The 23,543-nt window shown below is 24.4% G+C and carries 21 protein-coding genes; 5 read left to right on the forward strand and 16 right to left on the reverse strand.

The window, feature by feature from the left end; genetic code table 11:
• Window positions 1-291: 291 nt before the first annotated feature.
• From RS022_RS03210 to RS022_RS03230, 5 genes are all read left to right on the forward strand, one after another.
• Window positions 292-708, forward strand: a complete 417-nt coding sequence (locus RS022_RS03210) for an SVM family protein (RefSeq protein ID WP_268849743.1) — start codon at window positions 292-294, stop codon at window positions 706-708.
• 91 nt (window positions 709-799) lie between these two features.
• Window positions 800-952 carry a hypothetical protein gene (locus tag RS022_RS03215; protein ID WP_268849744.1) on the forward strand — a complete coding sequence of 51 codons (153 nt, stop codon included), beginning with the start codon at window positions 800-802 and terminating at the stop codon, window positions 950-952.
• 237 nt (window positions 953-1,189) lie between these two features.
• Window positions 1,190-1,375: an SVM family protein gene (locus RS022_RS03220; protein WP_268849745.1), complete on the forward strand. Its 186-nt coding sequence runs from the start codon at window positions 1,190-1,192 to the stop codon at window positions 1,373-1,375.
• Between the two features lie 13 nt (window positions 1,376-1,388).
• Window positions 1,389-1,688: a hypothetical protein gene (locus RS022_RS03225; RefSeq protein WP_268849746.1), complete on the forward strand. Its 300-nt coding sequence runs from the start codon at window positions 1,389-1,391 to the stop codon at window positions 1,686-1,688.
• Window positions 1,688-2,026 carry an SVM family protein gene (locus RS022_RS03230; protein ID WP_268849747.1) on the forward strand — a complete coding sequence of 113 codons (339 nt, stop codon included), beginning with the start codon at window positions 1,688-1,690 and terminating at the stop codon, window positions 2,024-2,026. The genes RS022_RS03225 and RS022_RS03230 overlap by 1 nt, the downstream gene beginning before the upstream one ends.
• 246 nt (window positions 2,027-2,272) lie before the next feature.
• Here the strand turns inward: RS022_RS03230 and RS022_RS03235 are convergent, their stop codons facing one another.
• The 16 genes from RS022_RS03235 to RS022_RS03310 form a co-directional block, all read right to left on the reverse strand.
• Window positions 2,273-2,446 (reverse strand): hypothetical protein, encoded by a 174-nt coding sequence (locus tag RS022_RS03235; RefSeq protein ID WP_268849748.1) that lies wholly within the window; start codon window positions 2,444-2,446, stop codon window positions 2,273-2,275.
• 1,967 nt (window positions 2,447-4,413) lie between these two features.
• The gene (tuf, locus tag RS022_RS03240; protein WP_268850211.1) at window positions 4,414-5,577 is read right to left on the reverse strand and encodes an elongation factor Tu; all 1,164 of its coding nucleotides are present in this window, start codon (window positions 5,575-5,577) and stop codon (window positions 4,414-4,416) included.
• 69 nt (window positions 5,578-5,646) lie between these two features.
• Complete coding sequence (gene fusA, locus RS022_RS03245) at window positions 5,647-7,716, reverse strand: elongation factor G (RefSeq protein ID WP_268849749.1); 2,070 nt, start codon at window positions 7,714-7,716, stop codon at window positions 5,647-5,649.
• 31 nt (window positions 7,717-7,747) lie between these two features.
• On the reverse strand, window positions 7,748-8,218 hold the full coding sequence (gene rpsG, locus RS022_RS03250) for a 30S ribosomal protein S7 (protein ID WP_268849750.1): 471 nt from the start codon (window positions 8,216-8,218) through the stop codon (window positions 7,748-7,750).
• 45 nt (window positions 8,219-8,263) lie between these two features.
• On the reverse strand, window positions 8,264-8,683 hold the full coding sequence (rpsL, locus tag RS022_RS03255; protein WP_268849751.1) for a 30S ribosomal protein S12: 420 nt from the start codon (window positions 8,681-8,683) through the stop codon (window positions 8,264-8,266).
• 151 nt (window positions 8,684-8,834) lie between these two features.
• Complete coding sequence (rpoC, locus tag RS022_RS03260) at window positions 8,835-12,908, reverse strand: DNA-directed RNA polymerase subunit beta' (RefSeq protein ID WP_268849752.1); 4,074 nt, start codon at window positions 12,906-12,908, stop codon at window positions 8,835-8,837.
• A 16-nt stretch (window positions 12,909-12,924) separates the two neighbouring features.
• Window positions 12,925-16,656 (reverse strand): DNA-directed RNA polymerase subunit beta, encoded by a 3,732-nt coding sequence (gene rpoB, locus RS022_RS03265; protein WP_268849753.1) that lies wholly within the window; start codon window positions 16,654-16,656, stop codon window positions 12,925-12,927.
• A 149-nt stretch (window positions 16,657-16,805) separates the two neighbouring features.
• Window positions 16,806-17,189: a 50S ribosomal protein L7/L12 gene (gene rplL / locus RS022_RS03270; RefSeq protein ID WP_268849754.1), complete on the reverse strand. Its 384-nt coding sequence runs from the start codon at window positions 17,187-17,189 to the stop codon at window positions 16,806-16,808.
• Between the two features lie 47 nt (window positions 17,190-17,236).
• Window positions 17,237-17,725, reverse strand: coding sequence for a 50S ribosomal protein L10 (gene rplJ / locus RS022_RS03275; protein WP_268849755.1), 489 nt, complete (start codon window positions 17,723-17,725; stop codon window positions 17,237-17,239).
• An 88-nt stretch (window positions 17,726-17,813) separates the two neighbouring features.
• On the reverse strand, window positions 17,814-18,500 hold the full coding sequence (rplA, locus tag RS022_RS03280) for a 50S ribosomal protein L1 (protein ID WP_338140405.1): 687 nt from the start codon (window positions 18,498-18,500) through the stop codon (window positions 17,814-17,816).
• A 52-nt stretch (window positions 18,501-18,552) separates the two neighbouring features.
• Window positions 18,553-18,978, reverse strand: coding sequence for a 50S ribosomal protein L11 (gene rplK / locus RS022_RS03285; RefSeq protein ID WP_268849756.1), 426 nt, complete (start codon window positions 18,976-18,978; stop codon window positions 18,553-18,555).
• Between the two features lie 178 nt (window positions 18,979-19,156).
• Entirely contained in the window at window positions 19,157-19,771 is a 615-nt protein-coding gene (gene nusG, locus RS022_RS03290) for a transcription termination/antitermination protein NusG (protein ID WP_268849757.1), read from the reverse strand.
• Between the two features lie 25 nt (window positions 19,772-19,796).
• Entirely contained in the window at window positions 19,797-20,186 is a 390-nt protein-coding gene (locus RS022_RS03295) for a hypothetical protein (protein WP_268849758.1), read from the reverse strand.
• Between the two features lie 26 nt (window positions 20,187-20,212).
• A complete protein-coding gene (gene rpmG / locus RS022_RS03300; RefSeq protein ID WP_268849759.1) occupies window positions 20,213-20,353 on the reverse strand; it encodes a 50S ribosomal protein L33 in 141 nt (46 codons plus the stop codon).
• Window positions 20,354-20,451: 98 nt separating this feature from the next.
• Window positions 20,452-21,168: a 23S rRNA (guanosine(2251)-2'-O)-methyltransferase RlmB gene (rlmB, locus tag RS022_RS03305; protein WP_268849760.1), complete on the reverse strand. Its 717-nt coding sequence runs from the start codon at window positions 21,166-21,168 to the stop codon at window positions 20,452-20,454.
• Between the two features lie 38 nt (window positions 21,169-21,206).
• Window positions 21,207-23,507, reverse strand: a complete 2,301-nt coding sequence (locus RS022_RS03310) for an HAD-IC family P-type ATPase (RefSeq protein WP_268849761.1) — start codon at window positions 23,505-23,507, stop codon at window positions 21,207-21,209.
• Between the last annotated feature and the right edge of the window lie 36 nt (window positions 23,508-23,543).

Raw genomic sequence — 23,543 nt, forward strand, 5'->3', positions numbered from 1 at the left:
CAACACGAAGGACCAGGTAACAACTCTTTAATCGTTAAATGCAAAGAAGATAAAGATATATTACCTTGGTAGAGGGCTTTCGTTCACGATGCCAACTTCGAATTAACTGATTTACCATCTTCGCTTCAACCCTGTTCGTAAAACTTTATCTATTTACCAAGATAAACATAATAACGATAAAATCAAAGAAGCCGAAAATAATAAAAGAATCCGCTCTGAACGGTGATAAAATATTAATAAATTCCAATATGTTAAATTTAAAAGAATAAAAAACAAAAGGAAATTTAATTAATGTTTAAAATCAAAAATAATTTATTATTGTTATTGAATGCATTTTTTGTATTTACTTTCTTAGGATTGTTTTTAATTACTAGTAATAAACAAGTAATGGCTGCACCCCCTAATGAAGAGTTTGTTGGCGATATGAGAATCGTTAATGTAACTGTATCAAATATTGATATTCTTAAAAATCATGAAACATTTAAACAATATTTTGATTTTACGCTAACTGGTCCGTGTTATAATGGAAACATAACAGAATTTGCAATGATATGGAAGATTAAAAATCCACCTCGTAGTTTATTAGGTGTTTTTTTTGATAATGGTACTAGAGATGATGAAGATGATAAATATATTTTAGAAGAATTAAAACAAATGGGTAACGAAGCCAAAAATATGTATATTTTTTGGCAATATGAACAAAAATAATTTTTCTGAATTAAAAAAGGAGTTAAAATAATGTTTAAATTAAAAAAATCAATTTAAAATAATAAATTTTTGTTTATTTATTTTATTAGGGTTGTTATTTATAACTAATAATTATTATGTTATGGCAATGAATAATGGTCATATATATCTCCAAAATAACGGACATGATAATAATAATCATGCTAATTTTGAATTACAAGCAAAAATTTTACAAGATTTGAACGCGAAACAAGCAAGATTATAACCCAATGAATTATAGATGCTTGTAAATAATAATGATTCTTTTGAAGTAATTCACAATCTTATGAGGCAAAATATTGAATTAAGTAATCGTATTCGCGCTGCTCAACAAATTATTCTTCACAAACGCCGTGCCAAAAAGAAAAAACAATCGAAATCAATCAAATAATATTAGTAGAAGACTTTAAATAATTTAAAGTATGTTTTATTGTTATTATCAATACTAAAGGAGATTTAATTTATGTTTAAAATCAAAAATAATTTATTATTATTGAATATATTTATAACTATTTTCTTAGGATTATTATTTATCACTAATAATTATCAAGTTATGGGAATGAGTAATAAACATAATAATAATAATAATAATAATGAAATTGCTAATGACGAAGAATATGTTTTGTATATATATAAAAGCAGAATTTGAAATACAAAACGAATTGACAAATTTAAAAATTAATGACGAAAAAAAAGATGAACTCTTGGAAAAACAAAAATGTATTACAAAAGCAATCGGCAAATACAATAAAAGAAAAAACAATAATCAATTATCAAAAACTTATAGCGATCAACCAGAAAGTTCTGGAAGAAATATAAGTTCAAAAATAGAAAAAGAAAGTAATTTATCAGATGATAACCTTCAATTTATCAATTCAATAAAAAAAATTCTAAATATTCGATTTATAAACCAGAAAGTTCAAAAAAGAACGATTATAAAAAATAAAAGGAGATTTAATTAATGTTTAAATTAAAAAAATATTTACTATTATTTAATATTATTTTATTTATTGGTTTAGGGTTATTTTTAATTACTAATAATGTTCATCAAGTAATGGCTGCGCCTAAAAAAGATCATGGGAAAGATATAATTCCATCAAAAGAAGAATCTAAAAAAGATGTTAAAAATTATTATGAATTATATAATGTTCTTGAAAATTATTCAGAAGAAGATAGAAATAAAATTATTCAAATGTTATCGAATTCAGAAAAATTAAAAATATTAAAAGAAAAAACTAAAGAAGCCAAAAATCAGGAAAAAGGTTCTTCTTCAACAAAACCCAACAAGAAACAAAAATAATTTATTTATAAAATTTTTATTATTTACAAATACCTTCATAAAGGTCTTTTTTTTATTTAACAACACATACAACACTGGAAAAGAAACCAAAAATGTTCATAAAAAAATCTTTCAATCTTTAACTAGTAATCTCATCTTTTTCATCATCACTCTACTTTTATTTATTCCAATTATAAACATTTATTATGTCATTAAATTCTATCTTTTCGCCGTCAAACTAAATATTCACCATTTTTTTAGACAATTTTAATTTTTAAAATTGTCTAAAAAAATGAAAAAGTTCAAAAAAAAATCAATAGCTTCTTGTTCAGAATTTAATGTTGGAAATATAGAATTATTTTTACTTACTATTTTAATTTTGATAAATCTTAAAATTATTTCTCTTATTTTTTCATAATTAGATTTTTCTTTAGAATTCATTTTATTATTTTATTTACTACTATTAATTTGTTAAATATTTTTTTAATTTAAATATTTTATAATTTTTAAATAATAAATGTATACATTGGATAATTATGATCACTTTTTTTGTTGTAAACAATAAAATTCTTTATTTTTAAACCATTTCGTCCAATGAAAAATTTGTTATACAGAGACAATTTGAAATTTTTTTAAATTATTTTTAAAAGATATACCTTGTTGTCTAGCTAAAATAACTTATAATTTTGTTTCTAAATAATAATATTTATTTTTTTTAGGGTTAAAACTAAAAAACCTTTATTATCTTTTAGATCAAAAAACCTTTTTTTATATTAAAAAGGATTTTTTAATTAAAAGTTGTTTTTTCATCTCTCTCTTTTTTTTGTTAGAAATAAAATTTTTATGTAATTGTTTTGACAAAAATATATTTTTATAATAGTTTTATTGTGTCATAATTTTTTTAGAGATAAAACCATAACATAATAATATATATCATAAATGTTTTTTGATGAAAGACCGAATATAATTATTATTTCAAAAGGTGTATATTCTCCAAGCCTTTTTTTAATATAAAATTGATTTTTACATTATGTTAATTTGTTTTTATAATCACTAAGCAATATATATAATAAGTATAATTTTTTGTTTAAAAACTTCTTCTTAATAAAAATGTAATTAGATCTTTCTTATTAAACGTAAAGAGATTTCTTTTATTAATGATAAAAATAAATAAAATTATTATCTCTTTTACAGTTTCTAATTGAAATATATGAATTAAAAAACATTGGTAAATATTTTATTTCTTCTATTTTTTAACGTTATTTGATTTTTAAACTGAAAAGATAAATGTTTTTGAACCGTTGATTCAATTAAATTAATTACTTCAACAAGTTCGTGTTTTTATAATTTAAAATTTTTTTCGATTTCTCTTGTTAATTTTTTCAATCAGGTACATTATTATTGATTTTGAGATGCGGTAGTTAATTATAATTAAATAATAGCTTTTAATTCATTTAAAAGTCTTTGATTTTTTAATAATTTGTTTTTTCTAAAATCGCCAATTAAGTGTTCTTTTTTTTGGGTTGAATATGTCAATGTCAATGTAATTAACTGTTTTTCTGTCGAGTAAATAGACTTGTAGTTTCTAATTAATCTACTATTTGAATATTCGTTAATGTCGTTTAATTTATTGACATTAAAAATAGAACTTAAAAATTTTTTAGTATTGGTCCGGTTCATAATTTTTTATCCTTTCTTGTTTGAAAAATTTATTATTTTGGTTTTCTAATATTTTTGTTTTATTTTTTTGTCTTAGAAAGTTTAAAATTAAATAGCTGTTTTTTTAAAAAACAGCTATTTAAAATGGTTTAGGTTGTTGAAATTAGTTTTTGAGTTGATTTTTCTTATATAAAAAAATTGATGATTCCTCTAAATAAATGATAAATATTTTTTGATGTATAATAAATAAATTTAAAAATAAAATCAATCGCACAAATAAGATATAGAATGCATAAAATAATAATAATTAATAAAAATAGATTTAACAATTTATTCGAACTGTTATAATTTTTTTTAATAAAAGTTGATAAGTTGTTAATAATAAATCTTCTTTATCTAATGAGAATGGAAATTTAAAATTAACTACTTTATAAAATAAAAGGTGTTTAATTTGTTTGTTTAATTTATCAATTTCTTCTTTTATTTTTTCATTGTTTATTTCTTTATTTTCTAATAAAAAAAATATCAAGTTTTTTAAAAAGATTAAAAAATAATTAAAAATAAAATGATTCAATTTTGGATACAAACTGTCTAAAATTACTTATTTTTAAAACCTCTTTTTACTAAAAACAAAAAAAGACTAGTTTAAAAAAACTAGTCTTTTCGGTATTAAAAATGAATTTATTTACAAAAATTTATAATAATATTAAATAAATTAATTATTAAATTTAAATATATATAATTTATAATTATTCTATTATTTTAATAACAGTTCCAGCTCCGATAGTTCTTCCGCCTTCACGTACAGAAAAACTTGTTCCTTCTTCGATCGCTACTGGATAAATTAAATTAACGATAATTTCTACTAAATCTCCTGGATTTACTATTTTAAGACCGTCTTTTAATTCGATTACACCAGTAACACTAGCAGTTCTTACATAAAATTGCGGACGATAATTATCTCGAAAGCAAGTGCTTCTTCCGCCTTCTTTAGCTGTAAGAATATAAATTTTAGCTATAAATTTAGAATAAGGTTTTACAGATCCTGGTTTACATATAACTTGTCCACGTTGAATATCTTTGTAATTGACACCACGTAACAAAATACCAATATTATCGCCAGCCAAAGCACCTTCTTTATCTAAATTTTTATGAAACATTTGCAAACCAGTTACTGTAGATTTTTTAGTTTCTTTAATACCTATGATTTCAACTTCTTCTTGAAGTTTTATTTGTCCTCTTTCGACACGTCCTGTAGCAACAGTTCCTCTACCTTTTACGTTAATAACGCCTTCAATAGGCATTAAAAAAGATTTGTCTAAATCACGTACTGGATCTTCAACATATGTGTCTAAAGTATCAAGTAATTCTTTTATACCTTCGACACGTAAAGCAGAACCTCTAACGATAGGTGTGTTTTCACCATCAAAACCATTAGAAGTTAAAATATCTCTAATTTCTAATTCTATTAATTCAAAAATATCTTTATCTTCTACCAAATCACATTTATTTAAAAAAACTACTAATTTAGGAACTCCTACTTGTTTAGCAAGTAAAATATGTTCTTTTGTTTGAGGCATTACTCCATCTACAGCAGAAACTACTAAAATACCTGCATCCATTTGCGAAGCTCCTGCGATCATGTTCTTAATATAATCAGCATGTCCAGGACAATCTATGTGAGAATAATGTCTTTTAGTTGTTTGATATTCTATGCATGTAGAATTAATTGTGATACCACGTTCTTTTTCTTCAGGAGATTTATCTATTTGTTCGTAATTTTGTTTTTTCGCTAATCCTTGTTCTGACAAATAATTAGTTATCGAAGAAGTTAAAGTGGTTTTACCATGATCTACATGACCAATAGTTCCTACGTTTAAATTGAACTTTTCTTTTAAAAATATTTCAGCCATTTTATCAGCCATTTTAAAAAGTCTCCTTTTTTTTATTTTTTTATCTTTTACATAAATATTATATATTAATTACGTACGCTCTTTAATAATATTTTCGGTAATATTATTTGGCATTTTAGCATATCTAGCAAATTGCATAACAAAACTTGCTCTGCCTTGTGTATTAGAACGTAAATTAGTCACATATCCAAACATTTCAGATAAAGGGACAAAAGCTCTAATAACAACTGCGTTTCCACGATTTTCTTGATTTTCTAATTTCCCTCTTCTAGATGTTAAATCGCCAATAACATTCCCTACATAATTATCAGGAGTTATTACTTCTACATCCATAATAGGTTCTAAAAGAACTAAACCGCCATTTTTTTTTATTTCTTTTAAAGCAATAGAAGCTGCAATTTTAAAAGCAATTTCTGATGAATCAACATCATGATAAGAACCATCAAATAAAATCGCTTTTACATCTATAAAAGGAAACCCAGCAATAATACCATTACTTAAAGATTTTTCTAAACCTTTTTTTACGGCAGGAATATATTCACGAGGAACAGAACCGCCAACAATTTTATTTACAAATTCAAATCCCTTACCTTCGTTAGGTTCGAAGCGAATACAAACATGACCATATTGTCCTCTTCCTCCAGATTGACGTATAAATTTTCCTTCTGTCTCTGTAACTTGAGTTAAAGTTTCTCTATAAGCTACTTGTGGTTTAGCTACATTGGTTTCTATTTTGAATTCTCTTTTTAAACGATCTATAATAATATCAAGATGTAACTCACCCATTCCAGCAATAATAGTTTGTCCTGTTTCATGGTTAATATAAGCCTTAAAAGTAGGATCTTCTTCCGCTAATTTACTTAAAGAGGCAAAAATTTTATCTTGATCATTTTTAGTTTTAGGCTCTAAAGCGATTTCTATAACTGGTTCAGGGAAATTCATGGATTCTAAAATAATAAAATCATTTTCTGAAGTTAAAGTATTTCCAGTAGTAACATTTTTCAATCCTATAACAGCCACGATATCTCCAGCATTAGCTTCCTGAATTTCTTCTCTTTTGTTGGCATGCATTTGTAATAAATGTCCTATACGTTCTTTAACATTTTTTGATGCATTTTTAACATAAGTTCCAGTTTTTAAAACACCAGAATAAATTCTTAAACAAGTTAAACGCCCTACAAATGGATCAGTCATAATTTTAAAAACTAAAGCAGTAAAAGGTTCATCATCAGAAGCTTTACGAATTACTTCATTATTATTAATATCTAAACCTGTTATGGATGGAATATCAATAGGAGAAGGAAGATAATCAATCATAGCATCTAATATTTTCAAAACTCCCTTATTTTTAAAAGCAGAACCACATAAAACAGGAAAAAAATCAACAGTTAAAGTTGCTTTTCTAATAACTTTTTTCAAAACATCAGCGCTAATTTCTTTATTTTGAAAAAAAAGTTCCATCAAATCATCATCAAATTCAGATAATAATTCTATTAATTCTTGTCTTTTTTGAGCGGCTATTTCTAATAAATCTTGAGGTATATCTATAAATTCACCATCTTCTGAGAAAGAATTATTATTATATTTAAAAGCAGTCATTTCTAATAAATCAATAATACCAATAAAATTACTTTCTTTTCCGATAGGCCATTGAACAGCAGCTACTTTTACACCTAATCTTTGTTTTAAAGTACTAATAGCGTATTCAAAATCTGCTCCTACTTTGTCCATCTTATTAACAAAAACAATTCTAGGAACTTTATATTCTGTTGCTTGTCGCCAAACAGTTTCTGTTTGAGGTTCAACTCCTGCTTGAGCATCTATAACAACTACTGCTCCATCTAAAACTCTTAAAGAACGGGAAACTTCAACTGTAAAATCTACGTGACCAGGAGTATCAATAATTTGAATTTTATGATCTTTCCAAAAAATAGTAGTAGCTGCTGAAGTAATTGTAATTCCTCTTTCTTGCTCTTGTTCCATCCAATCCATTTGTGAAGCGCCTTCGTGAGTTTCACCTATTTTATGTATTTTACCAGTATGAAATAAAATTCTTTCTGTTGTAGTTGTTTTTCCAGCATCAATATGTGCCATAATGCCAATATTACGTATTTTATCAATTTTGAATTGGCGTCCCATAAAATATTACTCCTTAATATTATCTTCTATCTTACCAACGATGATGCGCAAAAGCTTTATTAGCTTCGGCCATACGATGAGTATCTTCTCGTTTTTTAACTGTTATTCCTGTTTTAGAAGAAGCATCAATAATTTCTTTTGCTATTTTCTCTTTCATAGTTTTTTCATTTCTTTTTTGAGAATATTGAATCAACCATCTTAATCCTAAAGATTGACGTCTTTCAGGACGAACTTCTGAAGGAACTTGATAATTTTGACTTCCTATAGTACGCGTACGTACTTCTAAAATAGGCATAATATTACTCAAAGCTTCATTAAAAACATCTATTGGATCTCTTTTAGTTATTTCTTTTACTCTATCAAAAGCACCATATAAAATAGATTTGGCAACTTCTTTTTTACCATCTTTCATAATAGTATTTATAATTTTAGTTACCAACTTAGAATTATAAACAGGATCCGGTGTTAAATTTTTTCTATAAATACGTTTTTTACGTGACATTTAAAAGAACCTTACCTTTTTAAAATTTTTATTAATTATATTTTTTTACTTTTTATTAACAACTCTTTTAGAACCATATTTAGAACGACCTTGTTTTCTATTAGCAACGCCAGTAGCATCTAAAGCTCCTCTAACTATATGATAACGTACTCCAGGTAAATCTTTGACTCTTCCACCACGAACTAAAACAACACTATGTTCTTGCAAAGAATGATCTATTCCTGGAATATAAGCATTAACCTCATTACCATTACTTAATCTAACTCTAGCAAATTTTCTTGAAGCAGAATTAGGTTTTTTTGGTGTCATAGTAGACACTTTAATACAAACTCCTGATTTTTGAGGAGAATTATATTTTTTAATTTTTTTCTTTAAATTATTAAAACTATATCTTAAAGATGGTGATTTACTTTTATAAGTTTTATCAATCCTTCCTTTTTTAATTAACTGAGCAATAGTAGGCATCTAATATAACATCTCCTTTTTAAAATAATATTTTTTTAAAATTAATAATACATTTTTACATTTTTTTTATTAATATTAAGTTTTTAATAATTATAAACGAATTTTTTTATACTTATAATTATAACTTTTTTTAAAACAAAAAACAATATAATTATGACTCCGTATCATTTTTTATCTTTTCATAAGGATATTTAAAATTATGATGCTCTAAAATACCTGTGCCTGCAGGAATTAATCCTCCTACAATAACATTTTCTTTTAAACCATATAAATAATCTGATTGACCTTTAATAGCGGCATTAATTAAAATCTTAGTTGTTTCTTGGAAAGAAGCGGCAGAAAGAAAAGAACCACTTTTTAAAGAAGATCTTGTAATTCCTAATAAAACAGGTCGACCTACGGCTAACGATTTATTTTGACGTAACATTTCTAAGTTAACTTTTTTAAATTTTTTAATAGAAACTTCAGTTCCTGGTAAAAAATCAGTGTCTCCTTCATAAATAACTAAAATTTGTTTAAACATTTGATATATAATAATTTCTATATGTTTATCACTAATGGTAACACTTTGAGATTGATATACTTTTTGAACTTCTTCTAAAATATATTTTTGCGTTTCTTCTACACTAGTAACTCTTAATAATTCTTTTAAATCAATAGAACCTGTTGTTAACTTTTGACCAGCATAAACACGCATGTTCTTTTGGATTAAAATTTCTGAATTAGAAAAAATATCATAAACATATGTTATGTCTTTATCATAATCAGGAATAATAATAATTTGTGATGAATAAGAATTTATATTTTTAATTTCTTTTACAAACCCATCATATTCACTGATAACAGCTTTTCCTTTAGGTATTCTAACTTCAAATAATTCTTGAATCCTTGGTAAACCTTGAGTAATATCAGAAACCGCTAAAACTCCTCCTGTATGGAAAGTTCTCATTGTTAATTGTGTACCCGGTTCGCCAATAGACTGAGCTGCTATTACTCCGACAGCTTCTCCTATTTCAACATTTTTATTACTAGCTAAGTTTAAACCATAACATTTAGAGCAAATACCATATTCTGCATTACAAGTTAAAACACTTCTAATTTTAACTTTTTCTATACCTAACGAGTTAATTTTAGCGACAATTTCTTTATCAATCATCTCATTCTTTTTAATTATAATTTGTCCTGTTTTAACATCTAAAATATCTTCAGCAGCAAAACGACTAAAAATACGTTGTCTTAAAGAAATAATCTCTTTATCATTTTTAATTGATTCAATAAATAAACCTTTATCACTACCGCAATCTTCTATAGTAATAATATTATCTTGAGCTACATCAACTAATCTACGTGTTAAATATCCTGATTCTGCTGTTTTTAAAGCAGTATCAGTAGAAACTTTGCGAGCGCCATTTGTAGAAATGAAAAATTCAGAAACTGTCAATCCTTCTTTAAAAGAAGTTTTTACAGGAATTTCTAAAATTTCTCCTTTAGGACTATTCATTAATCCTCTCATTCCTGATAATTGAGAAAAATTTGAAGTATTTCCACGAGCACCACTATCACTTATCATGAATAAATTATTATCTTTATCAAATTCTTTCATTAATCCTTCTTGTATTTTATCACGAACAACTTTCCATTCTTGAATAACTAAATTTTTCTTCTCTGAAATTGTTAAAAAACCATTATCATAAAATTTTTCTATTTCTATTATTTTATTTTCAGTTAAATCTAATAATTTTTCTTTTTGAGAATAAACATTAATATCATTATGAGAAATAGTAATTCCGGAAATAGTAGAATATTTAAATCCTAAATCTTTAATATTATCTAACATTTTAGATGTTTCAGTAATATTGCTTTTTTTGAAAACAGAATCTATAATCAGAGATACAAATCTTTTTTTGAAAGGTTCGATATATAATGATTCGAATAAAACCTTTTTAGGATTTATACCTTTTGAAATAAAATAACATTCTGGAGTTTTAACTTCTAAATTAAAAAGAGTTGGTTCTTGAATATAATTAAAATTAGAAGGCAAGATACTATTAAAAATTAATTTTCCTAAAGTAGTTATTAAATATTTTTCTTTTTGCTCAGGAGTAAAATAAGAATTAATATTTTTTGTTTTAACTAAAATTTTTGTATGCAAATGAATTTCTTTATTATAAAATGCTAATTCTGCTTCTTTTAAATCAAAGAAAATTTTTCCTTCATTACGATGTTTATACTTGTGTTCTTTTGTTCTTTTTTCTGATTCAAAACCATTTATAACACGATCTTTTTTTTCCTCAATGGTTAAATAATAATTACCTAAAACCATATCTTGCGAAGGAGATAAAACCGGATTACCATTTTTAGGATCTAAAATATTATTAGAAACTAACATCAACAAACGAGCTTCTGCTTGTGCTTCTAAAGAAAGAGGTAAATAAACAGCCATTTGATCACCATCGAAATCAGCATTAAAAGCTGGTGTTACTAAAGGATGTAATTTAATAGCTTTGCCATCAATTAATTTAGGTTCAAAAGCTTGAATCCCTAAACGATGCAAAGTAGGTGCTCTATTTAATAAAACAGGATGTTCTTTAACAACTTCTTCTAAAACTTCGAAAACATATTCATTCATTTTTTCATATAAAGCTGTTGCGCTTCTTCTATCAATTCCTTTAACTTCTTTTAATTTATTTAGAATAAAAGGTTTAAATAAAATAACAGCCATTTTTCTCGGAAGTCCACATTGATGAATTTTTAATTCTGGGCCAACAATAATAACTGATCTTCCTGAATAATCAACCCTTTTTCCTAAAAGATTTTGACGAAAACGTCCTTGTTTCCCTCTTAACATTTCTGATAAAGATTTTAATGTTTTATTTTTTTCCATATTAGAGTTATTTTTTTTATTAACTTTAACATTATCAAATAAAACATCTACAGCTTCTTGTAACATTCTTTTTTCATTTTTAATAATTAATCTAGGAGCTTTTTGTTTAATTTGTTTTTTTAAACGATTATTACGATTTAAAATTCTTCTGTATAAATCATTTATATCAGTAGTCGCAAAACGTCCTGCATCTAAAGGAACAATTGGTCTTAAATCGGCAGGAAGAATTGGCAAAACATCTAAAACCATCCATTCAGGTTTATTATCAGATTGTTGTAAAGATATAAGAATTTCTAATCTCTTAATAATATTATCTCTTTTTTGTTTCGAAATATGTTTTAAAAGAGTTTTTAATTCTTCTATTTTAGCATTTAAATCTAGTTCCTTTAACAGTTCTTTGACAGCTGTTGCACCTGTTAAAGCCACAAAGTTGTTGCTGTTTTCTAAATAATGACCGTATTGAATTTCTGATATCAACTGTCCTTTTTCTAAATTTGTATTTCCAGGAGACATAACAATATAAGAAACATAGTAAACTATTTCTAATAATTCTTTAGCTTTCATTCCTAAAATAATAGCTAATCTACTAGGAGAACTATTTAAATACCAAATGTGTACAACAGAAGAAGCTAATTCTATATGCCCCATTCTTTCACGACGTACTTTTTGTTCTGTTATTTCAACACCACATTTAGGACAAATTTTAAAAGTTTTTGATATTTTTTTTTTTAAACAAGCACATTGAAAATCTTTATAAGGACCGAAAATTTTTGGACAAAAAAGTCCTCCCATTTTTGGTTTAGAAGTACGATAATTAATAGTTTCATAATTAACAATTTCGCCATAAGACCATTTTCTAATTTCATCAGGAGACGCTAAACGAATTTTAAAATAATCGTATTCACGACTTCCATATTTTTTTTCAAAAGAAACTGGTTCATCAGATTTTTCGTTTTCGACATTTATTTTTGTTTCAAAATTATGTTTATATAAAGAAAAAAATTTTTTAATATCTTCGAAATAAGAAGAATTTTCTTTTTCAAATAAACGATATATAAAATTAGTATTAGCTGTCAAAAGATCGCGACATGTCTTAATTTTATTATTATATAAAATTACAATAATATCATTTATTAAATTTAAATTTTCTAAATTTTCAGGTAAAAAATTTTTTTTTAAAATAGGAATAATGTCAAAAAAACAATCTTCATTTAATAAAGATTGCAAATCTAATAAAGTATAAGAATTAAAATCTTCCAAAAAATTAATTCCGATTGATTTTAATGATTCTACAGTTGATTCAGAAACATTACAATTTTCGATTTTATCATTTATTTCCATAATTAGTTGATAGGTTTTACTCCTTGTTTTTATTAACTAAAGAATGATGAACTTTATTCTCCTTAGTATTAGCTTCGATAAGCTCTACATGTAAACCTAAAGATTGTAATTCTTTAGAAAATACTCTAAAACTTTCAGGAATAGAAGGTTTAGGTAAAGGAAATCCCTTAACTATAGCATTATAAGTTTTATTACGTCCTATTATATCATCACTTTTTACAGTTAAAAACTCTCTTAAGGTATAAGCTGCACCGTAACCATATAAACTCCATACTTCCATTTCCCCAATTCTTTGTCCGCCTGGACCACTACTTCCTTGACCACGAGTAGCTTGATTTGTTATTAAAGTATAAGGGCCTACATTTCTAGCATGTAACTTATCATCTACCATATGTGATAATTTAATCATATATAATATACCTACAGAAATAGGATTATCAAAGGGTTCACCAGTTCTGCCATCGTATAAAATCGTTTTACCATCTAAAGATAAATTAGCTTCTTTCATAATATCTTTCAAATCTTCATTATCAACGCCATCAAAAACTGGAGTAGCTACTTTAATACCTAATTTTTTAGCAGCTAAACCTAAATGCATTTCTAAAATTTGTCCAATATTCATTCTACTCGGAACACCTAAAGGATTCAACATAATATCAATAGTTGTACCATCAGCCATATAAGGTAAATCTTCTTTAGGTAAAATACGAGAAACTACACCTTTATTACCGTGTCTCCCTGCTATTTTATCGCCTTCTTTAATTTTTCTTTTTTGAGCAATATAAACTTTAACACTTTGATTTACACCTGGTGTAGACAAAAAATCACCATTAGAAACAGATAAATATTCGACGCTTTGAACGACTCCTGACTTTCCGAAAGGAACTCTTAAAGAAGCATCTTTATAATCGCGTGCTTTTTCTCCTATAATAGTGTAAATTAATTTTTCATGAGGTAAAGGCTCAAAAGTTCCTTGAGGAATTATTTTACCTACTAAAATATCACCTTCTTTAACTTCTGAACCTGGAATAATAATTCCTCTGTGATCTAGATTTTTAATAGCTTCAGCACTTACATTAGGAACTTCACGAGTAATCTCTTCTTTACCAGAACCTTTTTTTAATTCTCTTGTATAAATTTCATATTTAGTGATATGAACAGAAGTATAAACATCATTATGAACTAAATCTTCTGACATAATAATAGAATCTTCGTAATTATAACCATCCCAAGTCATAAAAGCCACAGTTATATTTTTTCCTAAAGCTAATTCACCTTTATCAGTGGCTGGGCCATCAGCTATAATATCGTTTTTATTCACGAATTCATTTTTCTTAACAATAGGTTTATGTAAAATCAAAGTATTTTGATTTGATTTAGCAAAAGAAGTTAATTTATAAACTTTTTCTGTTTCGTCATCAGACTTAATAATAATTTTTTGAGAATCAACATAAGAAACAAAACCATCTTCTTCAGCTAAAACCAAACAACCAGAATCTTTTACTACTCTATACTCGGTTCCTGTACCTACAATAGGAGAATCTGTAATCAATAAAGGCAAAGCTTGGCGTTGCATATTTGTTCCCATCAAAGCTCTAGAAGCATCATTATGTTCTAAAAAAGGAATAGTAGAAGTTGCTACAGAAACTATTTGTTTAGGAGAAACATCAATATAATTAACTTTTGAAACATCATAAAGACCTATTTCTCCATTTTTTCTAGCGATAATTTTATTTTGTTTAAAAGTATTATCTTCGTTTAAAATAGTATCTGCTGAAGCAATAATTTGTCCTTCTTCCTGAATAGAAGTTAAATATTTGAAATTTTTAGATACCCTATGTAAACCATCAGTATGAATCACTTTAAAAAAAGGAGTTTTAATAAAACCATATTGATCTACTTGAGCATAAGTAGATAAAGAAGAAATCAAGCCAATAGAAGGTCCTTCTGGTGTTTCTATAGGACATAATCTTCCATAATAAGAATTATGTATAACTCTTAATTCGAGACCTGCACGATCACGATCGATACCACCAGTTTCTAAAGAAGAAATTTTTCTTTTTTGAGTTAATTCAGCTAGAGGATTAATTTGATCCATGAAATGAGATAAACGTGAACTTCCAAAAAACCTTTTAATAACTATCGCTAAAGAAGAAAAATTAACTAATCCACTAGTTGTTGTTGTTTCAAATTTACTAGTTGACATTCTATCCTTAATATTTTTTTCAGATCTAGACAAACCAATACGAAATTGATTTTGTAATAATTCTCCTACTAATCTTAATCTTCTGTTGCCTAAGTAGTCAATATCGTCTTTTTTACCTATATTTTCATATAAATTCAAATAATAACTAATACTAGCGATAATATCAGATAAAAAAATATTTTTTCCTTTTTCATCTTGATTATTACCTATTACTTTAATATAACGTTTATTATCATTATCATCTAAAACATAAATAACTAAAACTTCATTTAAAATATTTTTAATTTGAGTTTCTTTTTCATTTTCATAAAAATTATTATTATCTAGAAAAAAATCTATAACAGATTCTTCTAAATTATCTCTATTTTGCTGCAAAATTTCTTTTACTTCATCGTTTAATAAAGTGTCTGCTTCGACTAAAATCTCTCCTGTTAAAATATGAAAAATATTTTCTTTTATATAAATGTTTTCCTTAGAATCATCTTTTTTATAAGTAAAAATATTTTCTTCTTCATCGACTTCATTTTCTAAATTAATCTTAGAATTAATTAATTCTTTTCTAAAATGATGTCTTTTATTTTTTAATTCTTCAATAATATCTTTTGTTAATAAAGTATCTTTAGGAAATAAAACTTCTCCATTATCAATATCTTTTAAATCATATGCTAAAAAAGTTTTTTCAATTCTATTTAAAACATCTAATTTTTTATTAAGTTTATATCTCCCTACAAAAGATAAATCATATTTTTTACGATCAAATAATCTTTTACTAATAAATTCACGAGCAGATTTAACAGAAACTTTTTCACCTTGATTTAATTTAGAATATAATTCTATAATAGAATCATTTGTGTTTAACTCATCATTTTTATTAAAACTTAATTCTAAAAGAGGATTTCCCCCAAAAACAGATTTTATTTCTTCTTTACTATTAAAACCTAAAACATTAATAAATTTAGTTAAAGGAATTTTTTTGGAATGATCTAATTTAGCATAAAGAATATCTTTATTGCTTTGTTCATATTCAATCCAAGCTCCTCTTATAGGAATAATTTGAGCTTCATAACGAACTTTATTTAATTTAGAATCAAATTTTTCAGTAAAATAGGTACCTGAAGAACGTATAATTTGAGATATAATTACTCTTTCTGTTCCGTTAATTATAAAAGTTCCAGAAGGAGTCATTAAAGGTAGTTCTGTCATTAAAACTCGACTTTTTTTAATTTCTCCAGTCAAAACATTTTCTAATCTTACATTAACAAATAATTCAGAAAAATAACTAAAATCTCTTTTTTTAGCTTCTTTAATATCTAATTTAGGTTCATTTAAATAAAAATCATCAAAATATAATTTTAAATTACCGTTATAACTTTGTATAGGAGAAATATCATTTAAAGACTCTTGAATTCCTTTTTTTAAAAATAAATCAAAAGAATCCATTTGTGTTTTTATTAAATTAGGCAATTCAAAATCATAATTAATTTTAGAATAATTACGACGTGCTGCTTTAGTACCGTATTTTATATTACAATATTTCTTCATTTATTTAAGCTCCAACCAATATAATAAACTATTCTTTTAAAAAACAAAAATCTAACAAAAATAAAATATAAATAAAATATAAGAAAACAAAAACCTAAGAAAAACTATATCTTAGGTTTTAAATTAAAAAAATAGCTCATTTTAAAAAATTATTCCAATTCAACTGTAGCGCCTAATTTTTCTAATTTATTCTTTATTTCTTCAGCTTCTGCTTTTTCAATATCTTTTTTAATAATAGCATTAGGTGTTTCTGCTAATTTTTTAGCATCAAGTATTCCTAAATCAGTTATTTCACGAATTTCTTTAATAATCGCGATTTTTTTACTAGCATCTCCAAAAGTTTTTAGAATAACTGTAGCTTTAGTTTTCTCTACTTTTTCTCCTTGTGAATCAGAAGTATTTGAAGCAGAAGATACCAAATTAGAAGGATCAACTCCGAACTCTTCTTTTATACCGTCTACTAATTCTTTAATTTCTAATAAAGTCATGCTTTTTAAAGCTTCTATAAAAACTTCTTTAGTTAATTTAGCCATTATGCCAAACTCCTTTATCATATTTAAATTTTAAAAAATTAAACAAATTATTTATTTGATAATATATTCAAACTAATTATTAATTCTCTTAAAGCAAACATCATTCCTGATGATAACATAGCTAATACATATTCTTTAGAAGGTAAAACTGCTATCTCATTAATAACATTACAAGAATATACTTTATTATCAATAATACCTTTAACAATTTTTAAAAATTTATTTTTTTGAACAAAATTGAATAAAATTTTGATAGGTTCAATAGAATCTCCAGAACTCAATAATAAAACTTTAGAATATTTAGATAAATCCACTAATTCATTATAATCAGTTGATTTAAAAGCTCTTTTCAATATATTATTAGAATATACTTTAATCATACTATTTTGTTTTTGTAATTCAACACGTAATTCAGTTAAATCGCTTACTTTTATTCCTTGATACTCAAACAAAATAATTATTTCAGATTTTTTAATATTTTGAATTAATAAATCTACATCAGCTTTTTTTTGCTCAATAATAGCCAGATTTGTCATAACAATAATAATCCTTATTATTTTTTATTCTTAATTTTTAAAAATACTAAATTTAAAAATAAATTTTTACATTTTTAAATTTATATTTTTAAACAGAAGCGAAATCAATTTTAATACCTGGTGCCATAGTTGTAGAAATAGTTATTGATTTAATAAAATTACTTTTTGCTGTCTTAGGTTTAATAGACATTAAATGTTCATATAAAAATTTAAAATTATCTAATAAATCTTCTTCTTTAAAAGAAATTTTTCCTAAAATAGTATGTAAATTACCATTTTTATCCAATCTATATTCTATTCTACCTTTTTTAATTTCTTGAACTATTTTAAAAACATTATCTGTTACAGTTCCTAATTTTAAATTAGGCATCAAACGACGAGGACCTAAAATAATCCCCAATTTAGAAATCGAAGGCATCATATCTGGTGTAGCTATCAAAACATCGAAACCTAACCAATTTTTAGAAATACGTTCGACTAAATCTTGATCACCGACATAATCAGCCCCTGCATCTTCAGCTTCTTTAACTTTAGAACTTTTTGCTAATACAGCAATTTTTAGTTTTTTACCGCTTCCATGAGGTAAAACCAAAGCCCCACGCAAATTTTGATCTACTTTTTTAGGATCCAACTGCAAAGATAAATTACATTCTACAGTAGAATCAAATTTAGTAACTTTAGTTTGTTTTACTAATTTTATAGCCTCATCGATCGAATATAACTTACTAAAATCTATCAACTTACTAATATTTAAATATTTTTTACTTCTTTTCATAATCAAAACACTTTATTACCAAACATAAATTCTTTCTAAAAAATATTAAAAATCATTCAACTATATCAATACCCATACTAGCAGCAGTACCTTTTATTATTTTGCAAGCTTGTTTTAAATCATAAGAATTCAAATTAGAAGATTTGTTTTGGGCAATTTCTTCTATTTGTTTATTCGTTAAAGCGGCTACTTTATTTTTTTTAGAATTAGATGATCCTTTTTCAATATTAGCAGCTTTTTTTAAAAGGTCACTAGCAGGAGGTGTTTTAGTAATAAAATCAAAAGTTCTATCATCATAAACATAAATAACAACAGGAATTGTAAAACCCATTTTGTCCTTAGTAACTTCGTTAAATCTAGAACAAAATAAAGGTATATTAACTTGTGCTTGACCTAAAACTGGTCCTACCGGTGGAGCAGGATTAGCTTTTCCTGCATTAATTTGTAATTTAATAGTTTTAATAACTGTTTTCGCCATTATAGTAATAAAACCTCATTTATTAATATTAGTTTATTAAAATTGTTAATTTATAAAATTTATAAATTTTATAAAAATAAAACTATGATATAAAAATTTTATAAAGAAAAACAAATTCTTAAAATTATAACATAATTTATAATAAAAAACAATAGTATAGTTTCAAATAATTATATTATTATATAATTTCTTTAAAAGAAGAAAGAGAAATCTCAATAGGAGTGTTTCTACCGAATAAATCAACCTCTACTATCATTATATTTTTACTATTATCTATAAAAGATACTGTACCTATTTTTCCTACAAAAGAACCACTAGTAATTTCTACTTTTTTATTAATTAAATGTTCGTAACTCGGTTTTTTTATAAGCCCTATTTTAATTAAAATAGGTTTTATTTCAGAGTCACTCAAAGGAACTGGTTTAGCATTACTACCTTTTATAGAACCTAAAAAATTAGTTACTTGTGGTAGATTACGAACTACAAACCATGTATGTTCAGTTATAATCATTTTAACAAAAACATAACCAGAAAACATCTTTCTTTCTTTTTCTTGTTTAGTGCCATCAGATTTTATTTTAAAATATTTTTCTTTAGGGCAAATAGCCTCAAAAATAAATTTAGCAATTGGCAATCCGCTATTAACCAGTTTTAATAAATCTTCTCTTACAGAATTCTCATAACCTGAATAAGTTTGGATAATATACCATTTCGCTTCTTCATTTTTTAATTTTTTTTTAGTTTCTAAAATATATTCTTTATCATTATCATTTCTTTGCTGTTTTTTTTTCATTTTCTAAACATCTATTCTTGTTATTTTAAGATATTTTCGAAACTAATGGATCAATATATGAATATAAAAAATTAAAAAACTGAAACATACTTATCAAAACCAAACTAAAACAAATAACATTTATTATTTTAAATATAATTTCATGAAACAAAGGCCAAACGATCAAATTAATATCTTTTATATTTTTTTTAATAAAAGGATAAATACTGATTAAAAAAACAAAAAAAGATAAAATGAAAAAAGAATAAAACATTTTTTCTCCAAAATGTTTTTCTTTAAATAAAGTTTTTAACAAACCCATAGAAATAATAGAACAAATGAGAAAAAAAATATTCTTAAAACCATATTCGTTTTTAATAATATCGTATAAAGGATTAACAATTAATTCTTCTGTTTTATTTTTTTTTAATACCATTATTAAAATTTCCTTTTCTTAATCAATTATTTTGATTCTTCATGCAAAACATGTTTTTTGCAATGGGGACAATATTTTTTTAAAATCAAACGATTACTACGGTTAACTACAGTAACATGATAATTACGACTTAAACAAAAATTACAAATTAAAATATTTTTTTTCATTATCTCTAAATTAATCAATCTTCCTTAAAAAAATGATAATAAAATAAATTATTAACTTTAAGTATTCTAACATATAAATTATTTATAAAATTAACAAATTAATTTTTATTTTGTAATGTATACATTATCAAAGCGGCAGCTACACTTACATTAAGAGAATTAATACGGCCTTTCATAGGTATCTTCATTAAAAAATTACATTTTTGTTTTAATAAAGGTCGTATTCCTTTCCCTTCGTTTCCTAAAACAATAACAAGAGAACAATTTGTGTTTAATTTATTTAAATTTAAATCAGCTTTTGAATCAGTACCGATAACAACAATATCTTTACTTTGTAAATAAATAATAGTTTTAAATAAATTATCTACTAAAAAAATATTAACGTATTCTAATGCTCCGCTAGATGCTTTAGCTACAGCTCCGTTCAAAAGAACCTGATTTTTTTGAGATATAATAATGCCATCAAATTGTAATGCTTCCATAGTTCTTAAAATAGCACCAAAATTATGTGGATCATGAATTTCATCTAAAATTAAAAATCTTTTAAATTTATTAGAATAAAAAGAATCAGAATCTAAAAAAGAAAATAAATTATGATATTTATAATCTTCAACTTTTGCTACCACACCTTGATGTTCGAAACTATTTGCTTTTTCATTTAATTGATGTTTATCTACAAATTCATACTCAATATTATTTTGATTTAAAAAATCTAAAAAAAATTTATCTTTCATTTTAGAATTTACATATAATTCATGAATGAACCTTTTGTTTTTGATAACTTCTTTAATTACATTTTTTCCATAAACTATCATTTTTTATAAATCTTTCTTTAGATAAAAATTAAAATTAATTATATACAATTTAAATAAAATTTAATAAATAAAAAACTCAAAATAAAACCAGAAAAAACTATAAAAATTAATATTTTTTTCCATTTATTAAAAGGAATACAACTATATATTAACAAATTAAAAAAAACACAAGCGATAAATATATTTAATAAAAGAGAAATTTTATCTGTTTCGGAGGGAGATACACATATTAAAGAAAAATAAAACAAAGCCATTAATAAAGAATAAGGAAAAGATTTTTGGAAAATAATTCTAAAAAAAGATTTATTTAATTTTTTATTATTCATTTCTAAAGCTAAAAAAAAAGACGGAATACCAATAAAAAAAGTATCAACTAAGTTAAATTGTAATGGTTTTAAAGGAAAAGAAATTATGTTATAAGATATATTAGCGCACCAATAATAAAAGTTCCAAAATATAACGACAAACGCTAATAAAAAAGATACAATTGTTTTAGTCAAAAACAAAATAGAAATTTTTTGTAAATTATTAATAACTCTTCTTCCTTCAGTAACTACTTGAATTAAAGAATGAAATTGAGAATCAAGCAAAATTAAATTAGCAGTATTTTTACAAGCTTCATTTCCTGAAGCCATAGCAATCGATACATCTGCTTCTTTAAAGGCTAAAATATCATTAACACCATCACCTATCATCGCTACTCTATGATTTTGTTTTTTTAAATTTTGAATAATTATTTTTTTTTGTTGTGGAGTAGATCTTCCGAATACATTATATTTCAAAGAAGCATCATCTAATTCATTTGATTCTAAATTAATTAAATTAATTGATTGTTTTGAGGTTTTAATAATATTCAATTTCTTAGCAATATAAGATATTGTCTCTAAATTATCTCCTGAAATAATTTTTACACTAATACCGTTTCGAATAAAATAATTAATAATATCAAAAGCATCTTCTTTAATTTTTTCTTCTAAAGAAATCAAAAACATAATCTTATAATTAGTATTATCATTAATATTATCTAATGAAGTATCAGTTTGAGCCAAAAGCAAAACTCGATATCCTAATTTAATTTCTTTTTGAAAATCGTTTTTAATTTCACTAAATTGTTTTTTTAAAATAAATTCAGGAGCGCCTAAAACAAAAGTACCCATTTTATCTATCTCTACCGCGCTATATTTGTTAATACTAGAAAAAGGTTTAATTTTTAGAATTTTATAAATATCTTTTTTTTGATTTTTTATTGGTAAAGAACAAAATTCTTGATATAAAGCTTTTTGAGTCGAATTATTTTGAGGAAAAACATTAATAATATTAAAAAACAAATCTTCAGGCAATAAATTAGAATCTTTGTATTTTAAAACATTTTTTACTTTCATAGTGCCATCTGTAATAGTTCCTGTTTTATCTAAACAAATGACATCTATTCTAGCTAACATTTCTATCCCAAAAAGTTCTTTCATATAAGCTTTTTTTTTGGCTAATTTAATAAAACTAACAAATAAAGTAGTACTAGTTAAAAGAAACAATCCAGAAGGAAGTGTACCTAAAACAAAACCACATAAACCTAAAACAAATGGCTCTTCGTTAATATCAATTTTTTTAGGAAAAAAATATAAAATCAAAGATGTTGGAATCAATAAACAAAAAATAAACCAAATTAATAAAGATAAATTCTGAATTAAAGGTGTTTTAATTTTTTTATATTTCTTCGCTTCTTGTGTCAATTTAGAAATATACATTTTTGGACCTACACAAAAAACTTTAGCACAAGCATTTCCGCTTAAAACATAACTTCCAGAATATAAAACATCTCCTTCTTTTTTAAAAATAGAACCAGACTCTCCTGTTAAAAGAGATTCATCAACTTCTAAAAACCCTTTTATTATTTTAGAATCGGCAACAATTTGAGAACCTAATTCTAAAAAAAGAACATCATCAATAACAACATTTTCAATTAATGTTTCAGTTAAAAAACCATTTCTAATAACTTTGGTATGGTTAAATTTTAATATAGAAATTTTATCTAAAGTTTTTTTAGCCTTAATTTCTTGAAAAATATTAATAGAAACATTTAATATGTTGATAAACAAAAAAAATAATTGCTCATAATGTCCTATATGAATAATAAGACAAATAATTATAAACAATAAAAAATTAAAAAAAGTAAAAACATTACTTAAAATAATTCCTAAAATACTTTTATTAATATTTTTTATTAATACATTATTTTGTTTATCTTTTATTTTTTGTTCTACTTCTTCTGAACTGAGACCTTTGATGTCAAATAAAAAATCATTTCTTTTCATTTGATTATCTTTATTTTGATTAATCATATTATATATACCATCTTTAACTATATATTTATCATA

Origin of the sequence: Candidatus Phytoplasma rubi (assembly GCF_026821955.1) — a bacterium.
Classification (GTDB): Bacteria; Bacillota_I; Bacilli_A; order Acholeplasmatales; family Acholeplasmataceae; genus Phytoplasma; species Phytoplasma vitis.